21 protein-coding genes and 2 tRNA genes are annotated in these 16,313 nt (G+C 67.5%); 17 read left to right on the top strand and 6 right to left on the bottom strand.

Translation table 11 applies throughout. The features are described from left to right. Positions 1-12 precede the first annotated feature (12 nt). The 4 genes from FEZ32_RS08930 to FEZ32_RS08915 all read left to right on the top strand — a co-directional run bounded on the left by FEZ32_RS08930 (position 13) and on the right by FEZ32_RS08915 (position 2,907). Complete coding sequence (locus tag FEZ32_RS08930; RefSeq protein WP_244937977.1) at positions 13-1,212, top strand: Mur ligase family protein; 1,200 nt, start codon at positions 13-15, stop codon at positions 1,210-1,212. Continuing rightward, a complete protein-coding gene (locus FEZ32_RS08925; RefSeq protein ID WP_138680440.1) occupies positions 1,209-1,937 on the top strand; it encodes a type 1 glutamine amidotransferase in 729 nt (242 codons plus the stop codon). Before FEZ32_RS08930 ends, FEZ32_RS08925 begins: the two co-directional genes overlap by 4 nt. Before the next feature lie 80 nt (positions 1,938-2,017). Then, positions 2,018-2,093, top strand: a tRNA-Lys gene (locus FEZ32_RS08920). 76 nt (positions 2,094-2,169) lie between these two features. After that, the gene (locus FEZ32_RS08915) at positions 2,170-2,907 is read left to right on the top strand and encodes a glutamine amidotransferase (RefSeq protein ID WP_028702929.1); all 738 of its coding nucleotides are present in this window, start codon (positions 2,170-2,172) and stop codon (positions 2,905-2,907) included. Between the two features lie 24 nt (positions 2,908-2,931). Here FEZ32_RS08915 and FEZ32_RS08910 read toward each other — a convergent pair whose 3' ends face one another. The 5 genes from FEZ32_RS08910 to FEZ32_RS08890 form a co-directional block, all read right to left on the bottom strand. Beyond that, positions 2,932-3,855 (bottom strand): carbohydrate ABC transporter permease, encoded by a 924-nt coding sequence (locus FEZ32_RS08910; protein ID WP_051238249.1) that lies wholly within the window; start codon positions 3,853-3,855, stop codon positions 2,932-2,934. After that, entirely contained in the window at positions 3,852-4,853 is a 1,002-nt protein-coding gene (locus tag FEZ32_RS08905) for a carbohydrate ABC transporter permease (RefSeq protein ID WP_097798519.1), read from the bottom strand. Before FEZ32_RS08905 ends, FEZ32_RS08910 begins: the two co-directional genes overlap by 4 nt. Continuing rightward, complete coding sequence (locus tag FEZ32_RS08900; protein WP_138680439.1) at positions 4,850-6,160, bottom strand: ABC transporter substrate-binding protein; 1,311 nt, start codon at positions 6,158-6,160, stop codon at positions 4,850-4,852. The genes FEZ32_RS08905 and FEZ32_RS08900 overlap by 4 nt, the downstream gene beginning before the upstream one ends. 129 nt (positions 6,161-6,289) lie before the next feature. Continuing rightward, the gene (locus FEZ32_RS08895; protein WP_474390608.1) at positions 6,290-6,640 is read right to left on the bottom strand and encodes a GroES family chaperonin; all 351 of its coding nucleotides are present in this window, start codon (positions 6,638-6,640) and stop codon (positions 6,290-6,292) included. A 10-nt stretch (positions 6,641-6,650) separates the two neighbouring features. Then, positions 6,651-7,130, bottom strand: a complete 480-nt coding sequence (locus tag FEZ32_RS08890; protein WP_138680437.1) for a DUF3618 domain-containing protein — start codon at positions 7,128-7,130, stop codon at positions 6,651-6,653. A 139-nt stretch (positions 7,131-7,269) separates the two neighbouring features. Between FEZ32_RS08890 and bcp the strand changes: the two genes are divergently transcribed. The 3 genes from bcp (at position 7,270) to FEZ32_RS08875 (ending at position 9,160) form a co-directional block, all read left to right on the top strand. Then, positions 7,270-7,749 carry a thioredoxin-dependent thiol peroxidase gene (bcp, locus tag FEZ32_RS08885; RefSeq protein ID WP_028702925.1) on the top strand — a complete coding sequence of 160 codons (480 nt, stop codon included), beginning with the start codon at positions 7,270-7,272 and terminating at the stop codon, positions 7,747-7,749. Positions 7,750-7,787: 38 nt separating this feature from the next. Continuing rightward, positions 7,788-7,872 (top strand) — tRNA-Leu (locus FEZ32_RS08880). Positions 7,873-8,005: 133 nt separating this feature from the next. Beyond that, complete coding sequence (locus FEZ32_RS08875) at positions 8,006-9,160, top strand: tyrosine-type recombinase/integrase (RefSeq protein WP_138680436.1); 1,155 nt, start codon at positions 8,006-8,008, stop codon at positions 9,158-9,160. Here the strand turns inward: FEZ32_RS08875 and FEZ32_RS08870 are convergent. Then, positions 9,157-9,819 (bottom strand): hypothetical protein, encoded by a 663-nt coding sequence (locus tag FEZ32_RS08870; RefSeq protein ID WP_138680435.1) that lies wholly within the window; start codon positions 9,817-9,819, stop codon positions 9,157-9,159. The genes FEZ32_RS08875 and FEZ32_RS08870 overlap by 4 nt on opposite strands. 129 nt (positions 9,820-9,948) lie before the next feature. Here FEZ32_RS08870 and FEZ32_RS08865 point away from each other — a divergent pair, with 129 nt between their 5' ends. The 10 genes from FEZ32_RS08865 to FEZ32_RS08815 all read left to right on the top strand — a co-directional run bounded on the left by FEZ32_RS08865 (position 9,949) and on the right by FEZ32_RS08815 (position 15,519). Next, a complete protein-coding gene (locus tag FEZ32_RS08865; protein WP_138680434.1) occupies positions 9,949-10,146 on the top strand; it encodes a helix-turn-helix domain-containing protein in 198 nt (65 codons plus the stop codon). Further along, positions 10,143-10,712 (top strand): hypothetical protein, encoded by a 570-nt coding sequence (locus FEZ32_RS08860; RefSeq protein ID WP_138680433.1) that lies wholly within the window; start codon positions 10,143-10,145, stop codon positions 10,710-10,712. Before FEZ32_RS08865 ends, FEZ32_RS08860 begins: the two co-directional genes overlap by 4 nt. Next, a complete protein-coding gene (locus FEZ32_RS08855) occupies positions 10,709-11,110 on the top strand; it encodes a glycoside hydrolase family 32 protein (RefSeq protein WP_138680432.1) in 402 nt (133 codons plus the stop codon). The genes FEZ32_RS08860 and FEZ32_RS08855 overlap by 4 nt, the downstream gene beginning before the upstream one ends. After that, a complete protein-coding gene (locus FEZ32_RS08850) occupies positions 11,103-11,291 on the top strand; it encodes a hypothetical protein (RefSeq protein ID WP_138680431.1) in 189 nt (62 codons plus the stop codon). Before FEZ32_RS08855 ends, FEZ32_RS08850 begins: the two co-directional genes overlap by 8 nt. Continuing rightward, a complete protein-coding gene (locus FEZ32_RS08845; RefSeq protein ID WP_138680430.1) occupies positions 11,284-11,502 on the top strand; it encodes a hypothetical protein in 219 nt (72 codons plus the stop codon). The genes FEZ32_RS08850 and FEZ32_RS08845 overlap by 8 nt, the downstream gene beginning before the upstream one ends. Before the next feature lie 151 nt (positions 11,503-11,653). Continuing rightward, complete coding sequence (locus FEZ32_RS13560) at positions 11,654-12,904, top strand: hypothetical protein (RefSeq protein ID WP_175415767.1); 1,251 nt, start codon at positions 11,654-11,656, stop codon at positions 12,902-12,904. A gap of 524 nt (positions 12,905-13,428) precedes the next feature. After that, on the top strand, positions 13,429-13,773 hold the full coding sequence (locus FEZ32_RS08830; protein WP_138680427.1) for a hypothetical protein: 345 nt from the start codon (positions 13,429-13,431) through the stop codon (positions 13,771-13,773). Then, entirely contained in the window at positions 13,773-14,876 is a 1,104-nt protein-coding gene (locus FEZ32_RS08825) for a hypothetical protein (protein ID WP_138680426.1), read from the top strand. The genes FEZ32_RS08830 and FEZ32_RS08825 overlap by 1 nt, the downstream gene beginning before the upstream one ends. Beyond that, positions 14,876-15,217: a hypothetical protein gene (locus tag FEZ32_RS08820; RefSeq protein ID WP_138680425.1), complete on the top strand. Its 342-nt coding sequence runs from the start codon at positions 14,876-14,878 to the stop codon at positions 15,215-15,217. Before FEZ32_RS08825 ends, FEZ32_RS08820 begins: the two co-directional genes overlap by 1 nt. Continuing rightward, on the top strand, positions 15,214-15,519 hold the full coding sequence (locus tag FEZ32_RS08815; protein WP_138680424.1) for a hypothetical protein: 306 nt from the start codon (positions 15,214-15,216) through the stop codon (positions 15,517-15,519). Before FEZ32_RS08820 ends, FEZ32_RS08815 begins: the two co-directional genes overlap by 4 nt. The last annotated feature ends 794 nt before the right edge of the window (positions 15,520-16,313 follow it).

The raw sequence follows: 16,313 nt of genomic DNA, 5'->3' as shown, positions 1-16,313 counted from the left end.
CTGGCCTCACGGATGGCCGGACGCGGATCGGGAGCCTCGATCCGGGGGAAGGTCACCACCAAGCTGGATCCGAGGGCCTTCGCCGAACTCATCGCCTCCCGCCGGATCGCCGCGGTCACCGGCACCAACGGCAAGACCACCACCACCCACTTCCTGGCCGCCGCGGTGCGCGCCGGACTGGACGACGACGGCACCGAGGTCGTCACCAATGCCGACGGGGCGAACCTCCACCACGGCATCGTCTCGGCTCTCGGCGAGGCCCCCCAGGCCCCCGTCGCGATCCTGGAGACCGACGAGCGGGTGGTCACCGACACCGTCCGACTGGGACATCCCGAGATCCTGGTGCTGCTCAACTTCAGCCGCGACCAGCTGGACCGCAACCACGAACTGACCTTCCTGGGACGCGACTGGCGGGCCGCCCTGGCCGCCGCCGGCCCCGACGGACCGATGGTCATCGCGAACTCCTCCGACCCGCTCATCGTCTGGGTCTGCCAGCGCGCCCGCGCCGTGGTCTGGGTGGACACCAAACCGCGCTGGACGGCCGACTCCACACTGTGCCCCAACTGCGGCGGAGTCCTCATCCACGAGGCCACCAGCTGGCACTGTCCCGACTGTCCGCTGCGTCAGCCCGAGGCCGACTGGTGGGTGGACGGCGAGGAGGCCGTCTCCCGCAAGGGCGACCGGCACCACCTGGATCTCCAGGTCCCCGGACACTTCAACCTCACCAACGCCACCTGCGCCCTGGCCGCCGCCGTCGAGATGGGCATCTCCCCCGACGACGCCCTCGCCGGGATGCACACCGTCGCCTCACCCGCCGGCCGCTACGCCACCACCGTGATCTCCGGCACCGAGGTGCGCCTGCTGCTGTCGAAGAACCCCGCGGGCTGGACCGAGTCCCTGCCGCTGACCAGTTCCGACCCCCTGGTGCTGGCCATCGACGCGGTCGCCGCCGACGGCAAGGACGTCTCCTGGCTGTGGGACGTCGACTACGAGCAGCTGGTCGGGAGAACGGTGATCTGCACCGGACCTCGCGCCCTCGACCTGGCCGTGCGGCTCAGCTACGCCGGCGTCGAGCATGTCGTCATCGAGGACCTCGCCGAGGCCCTCGAGTCCCCGCTGCTGGCCGGCCACTGGGACAAGGACCATCCCATCGACGTGCTGTCCACCTACACCCCGTTCCAGAAACTGCGTCGACTTGGGGGGCTGGCATGAGCGCCGCACCTGTGAAGATCGTCCTGCTGTACCAGTCCCTGCTGGGGATCTACGGCGACCACGGCAATGCCGTCATCCTCACCAGAAGACTCCAGTGGCGCGGGATCGACGCCGAGCTGGTCCCCGTGGAGCCCGGCGACCCGGTGCCCACCGACGGCGCGGTCTACCTGATGGGCGGCGGGGAGGACATCGCCCAGACCACCGCCGTCCACGAGCTGAAGACCGACCGCGGTCTGTTCACCGCCCTGGACAACGGCGCCGTGCTCTTCGCGGTGTGCGCCGGCTACCAGATCTGCGGCAAGAGCTTCACCATCGGCGCCCGGGACGAGATCATTGACGGACTGGGACTGCTCGACATCGAGACCCGCCGGGGCCCCGAGCGGGCCGTCGGAGAGTCCCTGTCGCACTGGACCAGGCCCGACGGGACCAGCTCCCTCATCACCGGGTTCGAGAACCACGGCGGCTGGACCCAGCTGGGCTCCGGCGCCACCCCGCTGACCTCCATGGAGGTCGGCTGGGGCAACGGCGACGGACAGACCGATGGTGCGGTGCAGGGACGGGTGTACGGCATCTACCCGCACGGGCCGGTGCTCTCCCGCAATCCCGACCTGGCCGATCATCTCCTGGAGACGGCCCTGGGCCGCCCCCTGGAACCCCTCGACATGCCCGAGATCGAGGCCCTGCGGGCCCGCCGGATCGAGGCGGTCCGGGAGGGCCGACCGTGACCGTCAGCACCACCGTCAGGGTGGCCGCGCCAGCCCGATTTGGGATGTCTGCCGGTCTGCGGTAATGTTCTCTCTCGCCGGCGCTGCTAGCTCAATTGGCAGAGCAGCTGACTCTTAATCAGCGGGTTCAGGGTTCGAGTCCCTGGCGGCGCACCAGGCCGAAGGACCTCTTCTTCATTGAAGAGGTCCTTTTCTCCACTTTGAGCACGACGCTGGTCCCGAGGGATGTCCTGTGAAACCCTTCCTGCTGATCGCCACCCGCCCCGAGGACGCCGCCGCCCGCGGTGAGTACCGGGCGATGCTGCGCTACTGCGGACTGACTCCCCGAGACGTCGTCTACTCCCAGCTCGACCGCTCCCCGCTGCCCCGGGTCGATCTCGACGAGCTGTCGGGGGTGATCGTCGGCGGCAGCCCCTACAGCACCTCGGACCCCACCGAGGAGAAGTCCCCCGACCAGGTGCGCGCCGAGAGCGAGCTGTCCGGTCTGCTCGACCGGGTGGTGGCCCGCGACTTCCCCTTCTTCGGCGCCTGCTACGGGGTCGGGACCCTCGGCGTCCACCAGGGCGGACTCATCGACCACACCTACCCCGAGCCGGTCAGCGCGGTCACCGTCAGCCTCACCGAGGACGGCCGGAGCGACCCGCTGGTGCGGCTGGCCGGCGTCCCCGACCGGTTCGACGCCTTCGTCGGCCACAAGGAGTCGGTGCACCGGCTCCCGGCCGGTGCGGTGCTGCTGGCCACCGGCACCGCCGCCCCGGTGCAGATGTTCCGCATCCGCAAGAACCTCTACGCCACCCAGTTCCATCCCGAGCTGGACGTCGAGGGGATCACCGAGCGGATCCGGATCTACCGCGACAAGGGATACTTCGACCCCGAGGAGATGGAACCCCTCATCGAGCGGGTCGCCCTCGCCGAGGTGGAGGACTCCCACCGCCTGCTGAGCGCCTTCGTCACCCGCTACGCGCGCTGAACCCGCCACCCGCCGGTCCGACTCTCACTTGAGCGAGCCCGCCGCCAACCCGCCCACGATCCGGCGCTGGAAGATCAGCACCACGATGAGCAGGGGCACCGTGACGATGACGCCGGCGGCCATGATCGTGCCGTAGGGGGTGTCATAGCCCGAGACCCCGGTGAACTTCGAGATCGCCACATTCGCGGTCATGTGCACATTGTCATTGACCATCGTCAGGGCGATGAGGAACTCATTCCAGGCCGCGATGAAGGTGATGATCGCCGTGGTGAACACGCCGGGCGCCGCCAGCGGCAGGATCACCCGGCGGAAGGCCTGGCTGCGGGTGGCGCCGTCGACCATCGCCGACTCCTCCAGCTCGTGGGGCAGCTGCCGGAAGTAGGCGTTGAGGGTCCACACCGCCAGCGGCAGGGCGAAGCTGATCGACGGCAGGATCATCGCCTGGTAGGTGTTGATCCAGTTGACCGGGAAGAACGCATACCCCCCGGTGAACAGCCGCAGCAGCGGGACGATGAGGGTGACGACCGGGAACATCGAGGTCGAGATGATCGCGAACAGCACCAGCGGCTTGCCGCGAAACCGCAGCCGGGCCATCGCATAGGCCGCCACCGTACCGACCACCAGCACCAGGGCGGTGGTGAGGCCGGCCACGATCAGCGAGTTGACCAGCGCCCGGCCGAAGTGGTTGCGGCCTTGGAAGACCGCCGTGAAGTTGTCCAGGCTCACCGGGTCGGGGATGAAGGAGGTGTCCAGACCCATCGAGGGCAGCCGCAGTGCCGAGACGATCATCCAGTAGAAGGGCGCCAGGCAGTAGACGACGATCATCACGATCCCGATCCAGGTGAGCACTCTGCCGGCCACCCGGGAGGGACGCCGCCGGCGTCGCCGCACCTCCTCCAGCTGATCGTCGGCGACAGCCCTGGAGGTGTCCTGCGTCTCGCCACTCATGACCTGCCCCCTGCCGTCGCGGCCCCGGCGGGATCCGACGCCGGGGCGTCGCCCTTCCCGCCCTTCCTGCTGCGATTCCTCCCGCTCTCCTGGGACCCCATGATGTCGGCCCCCAGCACCCGCACGAAGACCAGCACGATGAGGCAGATGTAGGCGAACAGGTACAGCGAGTAGGCCGCCGCCTCCCCGTAGCGGGACTGACCCGCCTGGTACCACGACAGCATCGACAGGGTCTTGCCGGAGTCCAGCATGCCCAGCAGGCCGTAGGGGAGGTCGAACATCCTCATGGCGTCCAGGGTGCGGAACAACACCGCCACGATGAGCACCGGTTTGACCAGCGGCAGGGTGATCCTCCAGAAGGACTGCCAGGCGCTCGCCCCATCCACCTTGGCGGCCTCGTAGACCTGCGTGTCGATGGTCTGCAGGCCCGCCAGGGTGAGCAGCCCGATGTAGGGGGCGGTCTTCCAGATGTCGGCGATGAGGACCGCGGCCTTGGCCTGCCAGCCCTCCGTGGTCCACAGGATCTGGTTGCCGATCAGCTTGTTGGCCACCCCGTCGGCGTTGAAGATCAGTTTCCACATCAGCGCCGAGACGATCGTCGGGATCGCCCAGGGCACCAGGATGCCGGCCCGCACCCACCCCAGCCCGCGCATCCCGCGGACCATGATGAGGGCCATCAGCACCCCCAGCACCGTCTCGACGAGCACCCCGACGACGGTGAAGAAGGAGGTATTCCAGAAGGCGTTCCAGAACTGGGCCGAGGCATCCGGGTCCGAGAAGACAGCCGTGTAGTTGCCCAGCGCGACGAAGACGTCGCCCTTCTCCACCAGACCGGTCTGCGGGTTGATACCGGAGCCACCGCGGAACAGGGACTGCCACAGCGACAGCACCAGCGGGAAACCGACCACCAGGGCGAGCACCAGGAAGGTGGGGAGGAGGAGCAGATAGGCGAACCGCTCCTCCTTCCTCTCCTCGCCAGATCGTGCCCGGCGGCTCATTTGGCCAGGGCCTCGAGCTTCGTCTGCAGATCCTTCAGGGCCGCGTCGACACCTGTCCTGCCGCTGAGCGCCGGGTAGACGGCATTCTGGATGGCCAGCGTCACGTCGCCGTAGTTGTGCACCTGGGGTCGGGTTCCGGCACTGTCGAGGGCCTTCTTCAGCTCCTCGGTGTACGGGTAGGCCTTGATGACCTCGGCATCGGAGTACAGCGAGGTGACCACCGGTGCCTGGCTGGTGGCCAGCGCCCACACCTTCTGGACCTTCTCACTGGCCATGTACTTGGCGAACTCCAAGGCCGTCGCCTTGTTCTTGGCGTAGGCAGAGATGCCCAGCACGAGGCCGCCCAGAACGGTCATGCCCGGGTTGCTGCCGATGCCGGGAACCGGTGCGACGGCGAACTTGCCGGCCACCTTCGAGGAACCGTCGGTGGCGGCGGCCTTGGAGTACACGTAGGGCCAGTTCTGCAGGAACATCAGCTTGCCGTCCTGGAAGGCCTGACGCGACTCCTCCTCCTTGTAGGTGAGGGCCTCCTTGGGGATGAACCCCTTCGAGAATCCGTTGACCAGGGCCCCCAGACCGGCCTTCGCCTGGGCGGAGTCGACCGTCGGCTTGCCGTTCTCGTCGAAGACCTTGCCACCGGCCGACAGCACCGCCGAGGTGAAGTTGACCGTCAACCCCTCGTACTTAGTCAGCTGACCGGCATAGGCCGACATCCCCTTGGCCGCCGGGCTCGACCTCACCTTGTCCCAGGCCGCCCACATCTGGTCCCAGCTGGTCGGCACGCCGACCCCGGCGGCGTCCAGCAGGTCCTTGCGGTAGAACAGCAGCTGGCCGTTGGTCGCGAACGGAACGCCGTAGAGCTTCTTGAAATAGGTTGCCGAGTCGACGCTGGACTTCAGCAGTCCCGAGGTGTCGGTGTCGGCCGGCAGCGCCGCCACCCACTGCTGGGCCGCGAACTCCGCCACCCAGATCGGGTCCATCCCGACCACCGAGTAGGAGTCCGACTTCACCTGGAAGTTCTGGATCATCGCCGCGCGCTGGTCGTCGGCCGACTCCGGAAGTTCGGTCAGTGTGACCTTCTCGTCGGGATGGGTCTTGTTCCAGTCACCGAGGATCTCCTGGAGTTTTCCCGAGGTGTCCTTGCCGGTGGCATAGGTGATGGGTCCCTTCCCGGTGAAGGCGGGGCCCGAGGAGGCCCCGGCCGAGGAACCCGTGCCGGAATCGGAGTTGGACCCGCATGCGCTCAGCACAGCCAGTGAACCAAGACCCCCGAGCCCGGCCAGAAAATTGCGACGTGAAACTGGCATCACTCATTCTCCCTTGAATGTGACGGTGCACGTCATCACCACGTGCCCCCGCCGTGTGGTGCCCCTCATGCTAGCAGCGCGGTCCGGTCAACTCAGGGAGAATTCTCAGGCTGTTCGGCCTGGGCGGTCTCACAGGTACATGCCGACCTCGCTGTCGGAATCCTGCTGGGCGGTGGACACCGCGTGGATCTCCTCCTCGCGCAGCAGGGTGTAGCTGGATCCCTCGAGTTCGACCTCGGGCCGATCGGTGGGGTCGAAGAGCACCCGGTCCCCCAGCACCACCTGGCGCACCGCCGGGCCCAGCGCGACGACCCGGCCCCAGCTCAACCGGTGGCCCATCGTCACGGTGGCGGGAATGACGATTCCCGATCCACTGCGCCGCTCGGCGTCCTCCCCCTTCGTGGAGACCAGCACCCGGTCGCCGAGCATCCGGATGGGCAGGTCGACGGCAGTGTCGCCGCCCTCCGTGTGCTCGCTCACCGCTGCACGATCACTTCGCGATGGTCTTGGCCAGCTTCTTCGCCTGCTTCTTGGCGGTCTTCGCCGCCTTGGCATCGGTCTTGCGCTGCTTCTTCGCCTGCTTCTTGGCGTCCTTGGCCGCGGTGACCTGGGCCTTCTCGAACTTCTTGCGGGCCGTTGATCCGGTCACCTTGCCGACCACCGCACGCAGCAGCACCAGCCCGGTGACCGCCCCCGCGGAGGCGCCGCCGACCAGCTTGAGCCGATCGGTGCGCCAGCCGTCCTCGTCCTTGACCTGGGAGATCAGCTTCTCCCGGACGCTGGTGTACTCCTTCTGGACGAACTCCTTGGCGTCCTCGACGACCCGGTTCTTGACCGCAGCGGGGTGGAACTGCTCGGTGAGGCCCTCCACCGTGGCCGACATCTTGGCCCGTGCAGCGGCGATGTCCCGCCTGATCTGATCGGCGGAACGAGTGTCCTTCGCCTTGCCCTGCTGTCGGTTGTCAGCCATTTGGCCCTCCCTGAGACGCGACCACCTGAAAATCGGCCGGCGCTGGGCCGACCGTGGTTCCTGAATCGTCTCGACGACGTCCGACGTGTCAACGTCGGCCCGCGCGCCAAGCCGTGGCGACAGCCTATATCGTGAGCGCATGAGCATTCGCCTCGCCCCCGGATCGATCGCCCCCGATTTCACTCTCCCGGATGCCTCCGGCCATCCGGTGACCCTCTCCAAGCTCACCGGACAGCGGGTCATCGTGTACTTCTACCCGGCCGCGATGACACCCGGGTGCACCACTCAGGCGGTTGACTTCACCACCCACCACGACGCGATCTCGGCCGCCGGGTACACCGTGCTGGGGATCTCCCCGGACTCGGTGGACCGGCTGCGGAAGTTCACCGAGAAGGAGTCGCTGACCCTCACCCTGCTCTCCGACGCCGACACGAAGGTGATGCGGGCCTACGGGACCTACGGTCTGAAGAACGTCTACGGCAAGGAGATCGAGGGAGTGATCCGGTCCACCTTCGTGGTGGACGTCCAGGACGACGGCCGACCGATCGTCAGCCTCGCCCAGTACAACGTGCGGGCCAAGGGCCACGTGGAGAAGCTGTGTCGCGAACTCAAGATCTGATCCCGGGCTGAGCCCCCGGCGCCCCCGCGGGCGCCCCGGCCGGAGTGGTGGAACTGGCAGACACGCAGGATTTAGGTTCCTGTGCCTTGTGGCGTGAGGGTTCGAGTCCCTTCTCCGGCACCATTCATGATTCCCCTCTGACAAGCGCAAACAGCCTTGCCAGAGGGTAATTTGCGTATCTTGTCGGTATGTGCAGGTAGGCTGAAATCAGCCCAGAAATGGGCAGTTATGGCACGTATCTGGCACGGAGGACACCATGGCGAGACGCGGATTCGGCAGCATCCGGCACCTGCCATCGGGCAAGTGGCAGGCCCGCTACATCGGCCCGGACACCATCGAGCACAAGGCCGACCGGACGTTCGCGATGCAGGGCCACGCCGAGTCATGGCTCGCCGACGAGGAGATGCTCATCTCCATGTGCACCTGGACTCCGCCCGAGACGCGGGCCCGTAGGAAGTCCGTGCCCACGTTCGCCGCCTACGCCGGCACGATCATGGCGCGCAGGAAGAACCGTTCAAGCCGGCCACTGCGGCCCCTGACCGCCCAGGACTACGAGAAGCTCCTCCGCCTGCACATCAATCCTGCGATCGGCCATATCCGCATTGACCAGTTCGCGCCGGCCGACATCGCCGGATGGTACGACGGCTGCTGTCCGGGACGGAAGACGAGCCGCGGGAAGTGCTACGACCTGGTGCGCTCGATCTTCAACGACGCAGTGGATGACGGGTGGATCGATCGGAACCCGTGCAGGCTGAAGGGTGCGGGCAAGCCTCGCCGATCCAAGGATGTGGACGCGCTCCCCGTCGACGTGCTCCTCACCTACCTGGATGCCGTACCGGAGCACTACCGGGCTGCGCTGTCCCTGGCGGCCACGTGCGCCCTGAGGTCCGGGGAGCTGCGAGGCCTGCGGCGCCGTGACGTGGACCTGAAGGGCGGGACGCTGCATGTCCGCCAGCAGGTCATCAAGCCGACGGTGGATCATCACCTGGTGTACCGGTTCGCCGATCTGAAGAGTGACGCCGGCCGGCGGGATATCACCGTGCCCAAGTTCCTGGTGCCGACGCTGGCGGCGTGGATCGCCTCGCAACCGGTGGCCGGCCGGGACGCCCTGGTGTTCCCCGCCCGTGACGGCCACTCGCCGATGAACGACAGCACGCTGAACCGCAACCACAAGAAGGCGGCCGCCGCTATCGGCCGGCCGAACCTGACCATTCACGATCTGCGACGTACGGCCGCGACTCTGGCCGCCGAGGACGGGGCAACCCTCGAGGAGCTCAAGAGGCTGTTGGGCCACACGACCGCCGACGTTGCGATGCTGTATCAGGTGCCGTCCGCGCGGCGTGACCGGGACCGTGCCGCCCGCCTGGACAAGACGATCACCGAGGCGAGGCGGAAGATCCCGGGCGACTAGTCGCCATCCTTCGGAGAGGCCCCGCCGATCAGTCGGTCTACCTCCTCGGCGCTGAGCCGAGTGGTCCACACCTTCGCTGTGGGATCTGGCGCGACATTGATGGGGTCGTCCTGGAGATGGCCCCGATCCTTAGAGAGGCGGACCCAGTGAGAGGCTGTGCGGTTCGGGATCGAGAACATCGCTTGGATGTTCTTGATGGTGGGGATCTGGAGCACCTGGCAGAACTCATGAGCAATGGCGACGAGTTCTAGCACTTCCGCCGTGGGCCTGAGCCTGCCGCCGGCTTCCTTCACCTGGTCCTGTATGTGCTTGATCGTTTCGGTGAAATTGCCGAACTTGGAGCTGACCATTCCCGCGATGACCTGGATGGCCGCCTCTCGTACCCGCTCCCGAACGGGGAACTCCCGGAGGGCGGCGCTGGTCAGCTCCGGTTCTCCCTCGCGGGCACTGAAGGTCAGCTCCCGTAGCTGGTACCCCTTCCCCGTCATGGCATGCATGCTCAAGACCGCCTTGAAGCGGGGATCCTCGGGGTAGGACTCCATCTCGGCGATAGCCGGCCCCTCGAGGTGCGGGCTGATCTGGACCCGGGATCCCACGATGTATCCAGACCGTCCACCGATCAGCAGATCCCCGGTGTGCTCCTCTGGCTGACCCTCCATGCCCCCACCTTGCCCGGTGCTGGCCACAATCTGCAATAGCGCCCCTATGACATCACCTCGCAAGACGTGCTAGTCTCCTCACAACAAGCGTGAGCGCGTCAGAGCCACGCAAGACCGAGGAGGAAGCACATGCCAACGACGAAGATCAAGCCCGCCAAGGGGGCCGGCTCAATCCCCGAGCAGGCAGAGCGATGGGGAGTGTCCACTGACTGGGTCAGGAAGCAGATAGCCTCCGGAGCCCTGAAGATCTACCGCCGCGGGAAGATCATCCGAATCAAGGACGGCGACATGGACGCCCTGTTCACCACGTACGGCGGCGACCGATGAACGCGATCCCCACCGCCAGCAACAGCGGCTTGCTGGTCTACCTGGCCGTTGCCCTGGTGCTGGTCGCCATGGCCGCTGTCAGCCGGCCCCGCCGCGGTGTCGCCCTCGACACTCCCGGCCCCTACAAGTTCAACTCCGACGCGCCTATCCGCCAAGACCGTCGCGCCGGAGCCAACCCAACCCCCAACAAGGAGAAGGACATGACCAAGACTACCGAACCTCGCCTCTACTGCCTGGAGGTGGCCTACCCGGCCGCCGCGCTGATCACTGACGGGGCGCTTGACCCCGACTGGGTGCCCGACACGTTCACCCCGACCGAGCAGGTGCCGGCCTTCTACTGGCCGAAGACGGACCGGATCTACAAGTCACGATCCGCGGCGAGAGACCGGGCCGCACTGCTCCGCCGATATGGCTGCACCGTCACCATCCTGGAATGCACCCCGGCGTGGGAGAACATCCCGACCGCGAACGCCCGCCGGCGCCGCGAGCGCACCGCGGCCACGATCCGCCACAGCATCGACAGCGTGTTCACCGACCGCGACCAGCTCGGGGAGGCCCAGGCATGAAGTGGAACGGTAAGGGCAAGACGATTGAGTACCTGCCCAACGATGTGATGGCGAGGATAAAGGCCCAGCGTCCCCGGTGGGCCGGCCGACTCCGGGCCTTCTACCAGAAGAACCCGAACGACCCCACGGCCTCAATGCACTGGATCCGAGAGTTCCCCATCACGTCGGGGCACAAGGACACTGAGGTTGACCTGGTGCGCTGGGGGGACTTCACCTGTGACGGGGCCGTCACCGAAGACTCCTTCGAGACCATCGAGCTGGTGGGCGTGGACGGCGGGACGTGCTTCTTCACCCGGGCCGAGCTTCCCGCGCTGATCGCCGCGCTCCAAGAGATCGCGGCCGACCTTGACGCCGACCACCTGCCCGAGCACTCCGACGAGGAGGCCCGCCATGTCTGACCGTGTCCTCACCGAGGCCGAGCATCAGCTGATCTGCAACGTCCTCGACAACGAGGTGCACCGACTCCAAGCCCTGGAGGCCGACGGGCTGCAACCGTCCACGCCGTCCGCCCAGCTCGAACGACTCACCGACATGGTGTTCGCCGCCGACTCGATCATCCTGGAGGCCCACCATGGCTGACGGTCTGAACCTGTACGGCGTCGTCTCCCCGGAGAACTGGACTGTCGCCGTGATCGACGGGCAGCCCGAGGAGATCGTCAACCTGGCCGGCATGGCCCAGATGGTCCGCTCCGCACCGATCGGCCAGCGCCGTGCCCTGCGCCGCCTCCGCCGCCTCCTGGACGACGACCACTACAGCCGGCTCCTGGCGGAACTGGAGCGCACCAAGTGACCGGCAACAGCAGCATCAGCCCCCGCCAGCATCGCGCTGGCGGGGGCTCCGCCCGGGCCGCTGAGGCCCGGCCAGTCCACCCCCGGCACTCGAGTGCCGGACACACGTTCCCCGCTGCCCTGGTGGCCGGCGGCAAGCCGGGAGGCTCGAAGTGAAAGACCTGTACTTTCCGATCTCTACGGGGACCTGGCGCGACCCGGAGATGAAGGCGCTGAGCCGGTCAGCTCAAGGACTGTTCTGGTACCTGTGCTCAATCCCGAGCAGGTCCGCGTGCGGCGTGGTTCTGATGAACACCCGGCAGTGGCTTCGCTCGGCGGCCGACTACTCGCAGGCCGACCTTGACGCCGACCTGGACGAGCTCACCGAGCACGGGTTCATCGTCGTGGACGACGACACGGGAGAGGTGCTGATCCCGTCGTGGATCGACCGAGACGGTACCTGGAAGAGGTCCAACAACATGCGGGCTGCCGCCCGTGCTGCGGCCCAGATCGAATCCAAGCAACTGCGCCTGGCCATGGCTGAGTCGTTGCGGGAGATCGACACCTCGCAGGTGAAGCACGACCGTGTGGGCGATCGCGACAAGAAGACCGAGCAGCAGCGCGTCGAGGAGATCTTGGCCGAGCTGTACGCCGAGCTCAACCCTGACGGTGACCTTCAGATCTACGACCTTCCGAAGGGGGTCCCGAACCCCCTTCAGGACCCCGTCTCGGACTACTCAGGAACTAGTTCCCCAACTACTCCCGGTACTAGTTCAGGGGCTACTCCGGAAGTAGTCCAGAACTCAGTCGGGGACTCAGTCCCGAACTCAGTCGGGGACTCAGTCCCGAACTCACCTGGTAGTGGTGCGCGCCCGCGCACGCGCACCACTTCCACTTCCACTACCACTTCCACTACCACTTCCACTTCCTCTTCCCGCGCGCGTAGCGCGTCTGCTTGTAACTCACCTCAGTCCGCGCGCGCGAGGAACACCACCTCCGCTGACGCTCCGGCCACCACCGACGAACCCGGCCAGCTCTTCGCCAACAACACCGTGGACATCACCACCGGAGAAGTCCTGACCGGCACACCCGACCCACAAGCCACCGACCCGTGGGAGGCAGCTGCCATCGAGCAGCACACCAGCCAGCCAGCCCACTACGGCCAGACCCCACCCGCCTTCGCCCGAGCCCAGGCCAAGACACACCGCCGACCCAAGACAACCGAGACCGACGAACAGGAAGAGACCCGCATCCTCCACATCATCCAGCGATGCGACTACCCCGAGCTCACCAAGGCATGCGCGAAGTACGGCGAGGTCATCAACCGAAGCGAACAGCTCCGCGCCGCGGTCGAGTCGAGGATGAAGGAACTACGCCCCACCGACCAGCAGCCCAACGACCAGCCCCAGGGCAACGCATCATGAGGCGCCGACGCTGCAACCAGTGCGGCAAGCCGACTGCACCCCGCATCAACCGCTGCCCCGACTGCGGAGGCGAGATCCGCGTCACCATCACCGAACCCGGACACGGACTCATCGACTACGTGATCCGGCAACCGAGACCAGCGAACGAATCGTCAACCGATCGTCAACGATCCGTTCAACGAATCGTTCGACGATGACCGCCGCCCGTTTTTTTGAGCAGCAGGCCCCCTCAGACACCGCCGATGCCCATCCATGTTCTCTCTCTTCGGATTGGAACTCTTGGGGAGGGGTCCGGTCGTGGCTGACGATCAGCCGGTGAAGCCGCGGAGGGGCCGTCCTTCGACCACCGCGGCCACGGTGGAGGAGGTCGAGTGGCTGTTGTCGTTCGGGGAGTCCTTGGCGGGGGTCTGTTCGGCGTTGCGGCTGTCTGAGCACGGGCTGTATGTGGCGTTGCAGCGTGGTGGCCGGCTGGACTTGTGGCGGCGGTTGAGGCCGGTTGACCATCTCGATGGGGAGGCGGACCCGTGGCTTCGGTGATGCTGTTCGGGGTGCCGATCGATGCCCAGGAGCTCGCCGACGTGATGGATTCCGAGATGGTGCGGCGGCGGTTGAGTGGGCGGGGCCGGGAGACCGGCCGGCTGGATCTGATCGCCCGTCGGGCCCGGGAGTTCGCCGTTTTCGGCGAATCTGATCCTGGCCGCTGGTCTGGGGGTGCCTGGGTGACGTTGACTGAGTGGGCAGGCAATTGCGGGGTGCCTGTGCGGACGGCCCGGGACTGGGCTTCCGCGCAGAAGATCCGGGCCCGACGGTCGGGCCGGACATGGCTCGTGGTGGCGGACGAGATCCCGCCGACGAGGAAGGAACACTGATGGGTGAGACGGCGGAGTTGGGGGCAGCCGAGCAGCTGTTCACCGCGGTGCGGGACCTGGCCGCGAGTGTGGGTGAGGAGGGAATCTCCCGGGCGGAGCGTGTGACCCGATCCCGGCGGGCCGCTGAGGCGCTGAGGGATGTTCCCCAGGTGGTGGCTGGTCTGGACCCGTACGCGGATGGGGAGCACTCCCGGGTGCTTGACCTGGTGCTGTCGGCTGAGGGGCCGCTGGTGCATGGCATCGACGGCGGCGTGGATCACGTCGGCTCGAACATGCCGCGGGCGTTCGGCGGTGAGGCTGCTGTCCGTGCTGCCGGTGGCAGGCTTCGGGTGTCCTCCCAGCTGGCTGATGTGAGGGCCCAGGCGCGTGCCGCCGGGCTGGGCGTGGCCTCGGTGGGTGAGGTGTTCGTCACCCCGCCTGCCGTCGAGCTGCCGGGCCTGTCGGCGTGGCTGGACGGGTACGCGCAGCCGGTGACCGCCTCGTCGGCTGCGAAGCTGATGACGCCGCTTCGGTGGGACGTGTTCCCGGCCGGGGTGGTCAACCCGGGCAGTGCGAATCCGGCCGATGCTGGAACCGACCTCTCGCAGCTGGAGGGCGACGAGAAGCGGTACACGCTGGCCGGCTGGTCGACGAGCCGGTCCGCCCAGGTGGCCGACTGGGGTGTGGCCGCGATGGTCGAGCTCGACCGTCTGGGTGTGGCTGTCGCGAGTGTGGCCCTGGAGGCCGAGTTGGTTCGTCAGCTGGCCGATGGTGCGCCGGCTGCCGCCGACCTGGAGGCTGCGGAGGTCGCCTGCGGGGCGGCGTGGCCGTCGGGTGCCGACCTGGTGCTGTGTCATGCGGCCGACCGGCCGAAGATCGTGCGCGCCTATGCGGCCGCCCAGCTGGGGCCGGCCGATCGTCCCCTGGTGCTGGCCACCGGCGGGGTCCGGGAGCCGGGAACCGCCTACGTGGTCGCGTCGGGCGGGGTGTGGCTGGAGGCGAGCCCGGTCGAGGCGTTCTCCCAGGTCGATCCGAAGGTGTTGGGTACCCAGCTCGGGTGGCTGCGGTACGGGCAGGTGACCCGTCGGGCCGACGGGGTCGTTCAGACAGTGGAGGTGGCGTGATGAGCAATCATCGTTGGGATGATGTGGTGCCGCGGCCGGCTGTGCGGCTGCGGGTGGCCCCGGGCAGGCCCCGGTGGGCGGATCTGCTGGCTCCGGTGGTGCCGGCGTCCCGGAAGGTTCCCGGGGCCGGGAAGCGTGCCGCGGTCCGGCTGGGGCCGGCGGCCCCGGTCGTGGACCTGGATCCGGGGCTGGTGGGGCGGGCGATGAGCCTGCCGGCCGATCGTCGGAACATGCTTCGTGCTGAGATCCAGCGTCGGGCGTCGGGTGGTGCGCAGAATCGGCGCATGCCCGACTCGGACAGTTGGATCGGCTTGTTCCTCCTGGAGCAGGAGAAGCGATGAGCGGCCCTGACAGCCCGGTGGGTGGCCGGGAGGACGCCGAGGCGGTGGGAGGCGCTCAGATCGACGCTGGCGAGCCCTCGGAGGCACTGGAGCCCGGCTCGTTCGAGTACTACCGGGCCGAGCACCCCGAGGCCGGGCCGCGGCTGTGGCGGTTCCTCGCCGACGCGTACCGGGACAATGGCGGTCGTTCGGAGATGAGCCTGGACGAGGTGCAGGCCGCCTCCCCTGGCGCCCAGGTCAACCGGGCCCGCCGGCTCATCGCCGCCGAGCTGGGCCGGACGTTCCAGTTCGAGGAACGATGAACAACTGAATCCTCCGGTGGGGGGTCCGGCCTGACGGCTAACCCTTTCGAGACCCCCTGACCGGTTCCGCGCCGCGGAGTGGACGGCGCAGCGGAGTGCCCCCGTCCTGGTGCTGGAGCGGGGGCACTCCCACGCCCGCGGGATACCCGACCGTCTTCATAACGGAGACGGAGGCCCACGGTGGCAAGAGTCCACCCGTAGTGCGGACGGGCTGCACCTGTGCCATGGAGGTGCAGCCGCTTCCGTCATGGAAGGAACTCAGCCCCGGTCGTAACGACCGGGGCTGTTCCACGAGAAACGGCCGATGTTTCACACGGGCCCACCGGGTTCTTCGGCGATCACCGAAGAACCCGGGGAGCTGCACTGCTGTAACGGCAGTGCAGGCCGAGGGGGACTCCGTCTTGCGGAGCCCCCGGCGGCGCTGCGTTCGTGTTACGACAACGGAGGCCCAACCACGGTCGTAACGGCAGTGGTTGGCCGACCAGCTGCGCTGCCATTACGGCAGTGGAGGGCAACTGTTCGGTTCATCCGAACGGCTGCCCAGGGGCGGGCAGCCTGTGCTCGGTCTCGGTCTCGTCCGGGCTGACAGGAGAGGCAGGTGTCCAGTCGCTGGACACCTCGGCCTCACGCCTATCCACGGAAACCTGAGCCTTGCTGACTCCGACGATGGGCGCGATGGCCCTGGTGGACATCCCCGCCGCCGGGAAGCTTTTCCCGGAGCCGGGAAGTTCTTCGGTGATCGCCGAATAACCGTCTGTGCCGGGTGGCATCCTGGTGGTGCAGCCACATGGCTG

The sequence above is a fragment of the Acidipropionibacterium jensenii genome (assembly GCF_005890135.1).
Taxonomy (GTDB): Bacteria; Actinomycetota; Actinomycetes; order Propionibacteriales; family Propionibacteriaceae; genus Acidipropionibacterium; species Acidipropionibacterium jensenii.
The sequence above is the reverse complement of the archived record's forward strand: the minus strand, read 5'-3'. Positions and strand labels throughout refer to the sequence as shown.

Coding starts and splice junctions, on each gene's coding strand:
- FEZ32_RS08930 (WP_244937977.1), top strand. CDS start 13: ATGGCCGGACGCGGATCGGGAGCCTCGATCCGGGGGAAGGTCACCACC.
- FEZ32_RS08925 (WP_138680440.1), top strand. CDS start 1,209: ATGAGCGCCGCACCTGTGAAGATCGTCCTGCTGTACCAGTCCCTGCTG.
- FEZ32_RS08910 (WP_051238249.1), bottom strand. CDS start 3,855: ATGAGTGGCGAGACGCAGGACACCTCCAGGGCTGTCGCCGACGATCAG.
- FEZ32_RS08905 (WP_097798519.1), bottom strand. CDS start 4,853: ATGAGCCGCCGGGCACGATCTGGCGAGGAGAGGAAGGAGGAGCGGTTC.
- FEZ32_RS08900 (WP_138680439.1), bottom strand. CDS start 6,160: ATGCCAGTTTCACGTCGCAATTTTCTGGCCGGGCTCGGGGGTCTTGGT.
- FEZ32_RS08890 (WP_138680437.1), bottom strand. CDS start 7,130: ATGGCTGACAACCGACAGCAGGGCAAGGCGAAGGACACTCGTTCCGCC.
- bcp (WP_028702925.1), top strand. CDS start 7,270: ATGAGCATTCGCCTCGCCCCCGGATCGATCGCCCCCGATTTCACTCTC.
- FEZ32_RS08875 (WP_138680436.1), top strand. CDS start 8,006: ATGGCGAGACGCGGATTCGGCAGCATCCGGCACCTGCCATCGGGCAAG.
- FEZ32_RS08870 (WP_138680435.1), bottom strand. CDS start 9,819: ATGGAGGGTCAGCCAGAGGAGCACACCGGGGATCTGCTGATCGGTGGA.
- FEZ32_RS08865 (WP_138680434.1), top strand. CDS start 9,949: ATGCCAACGACGAAGATCAAGCCCGCCAAGGGGGCCGGCTCAATCCCC.
- FEZ32_RS08860 (WP_138680433.1), top strand. CDS start 10,143: ATGAACGCGATCCCCACCGCCAGCAACAGCGGCTTGCTGGTCTACCTG.
- FEZ32_RS08855 (WP_138680432.1), top strand. CDS start 10,709: ATGAAGTGGAACGGTAAGGGCAAGACGATTGAGTACCTGCCCAACGAT.
- FEZ32_RS08850 (WP_138680431.1), top strand. CDS start 11,103: ATGTCTGACCGTGTCCTCACCGAGGCCGAGCATCAGCTGATCTGCAAC.
- FEZ32_RS08845 (WP_138680430.1), top strand. CDS start 11,284: ATGGCTGACGGTCTGAACCTGTACGGCGTCGTCTCCCCGGAGAACTGG.
- FEZ32_RS08825 (WP_138680426.1), top strand. CDS start 13,773: ATGGGTGAGACGGCGGAGTTGGGGGCAGCCGAGCAGCTGTTCACCGCG.
- FEZ32_RS08820 (WP_138680425.1), top strand. CDS start 14,876: ATGAGCAATCATCGTTGGGATGATGTGGTGCCGCGGCCGGCTGTGCGG.
- FEZ32_RS08815 (WP_138680424.1), top strand. CDS start 15,214: ATGAGCGGCCCTGACAGCCCGGTGGGTGGCCGGGAGGACGCCGAGGCG.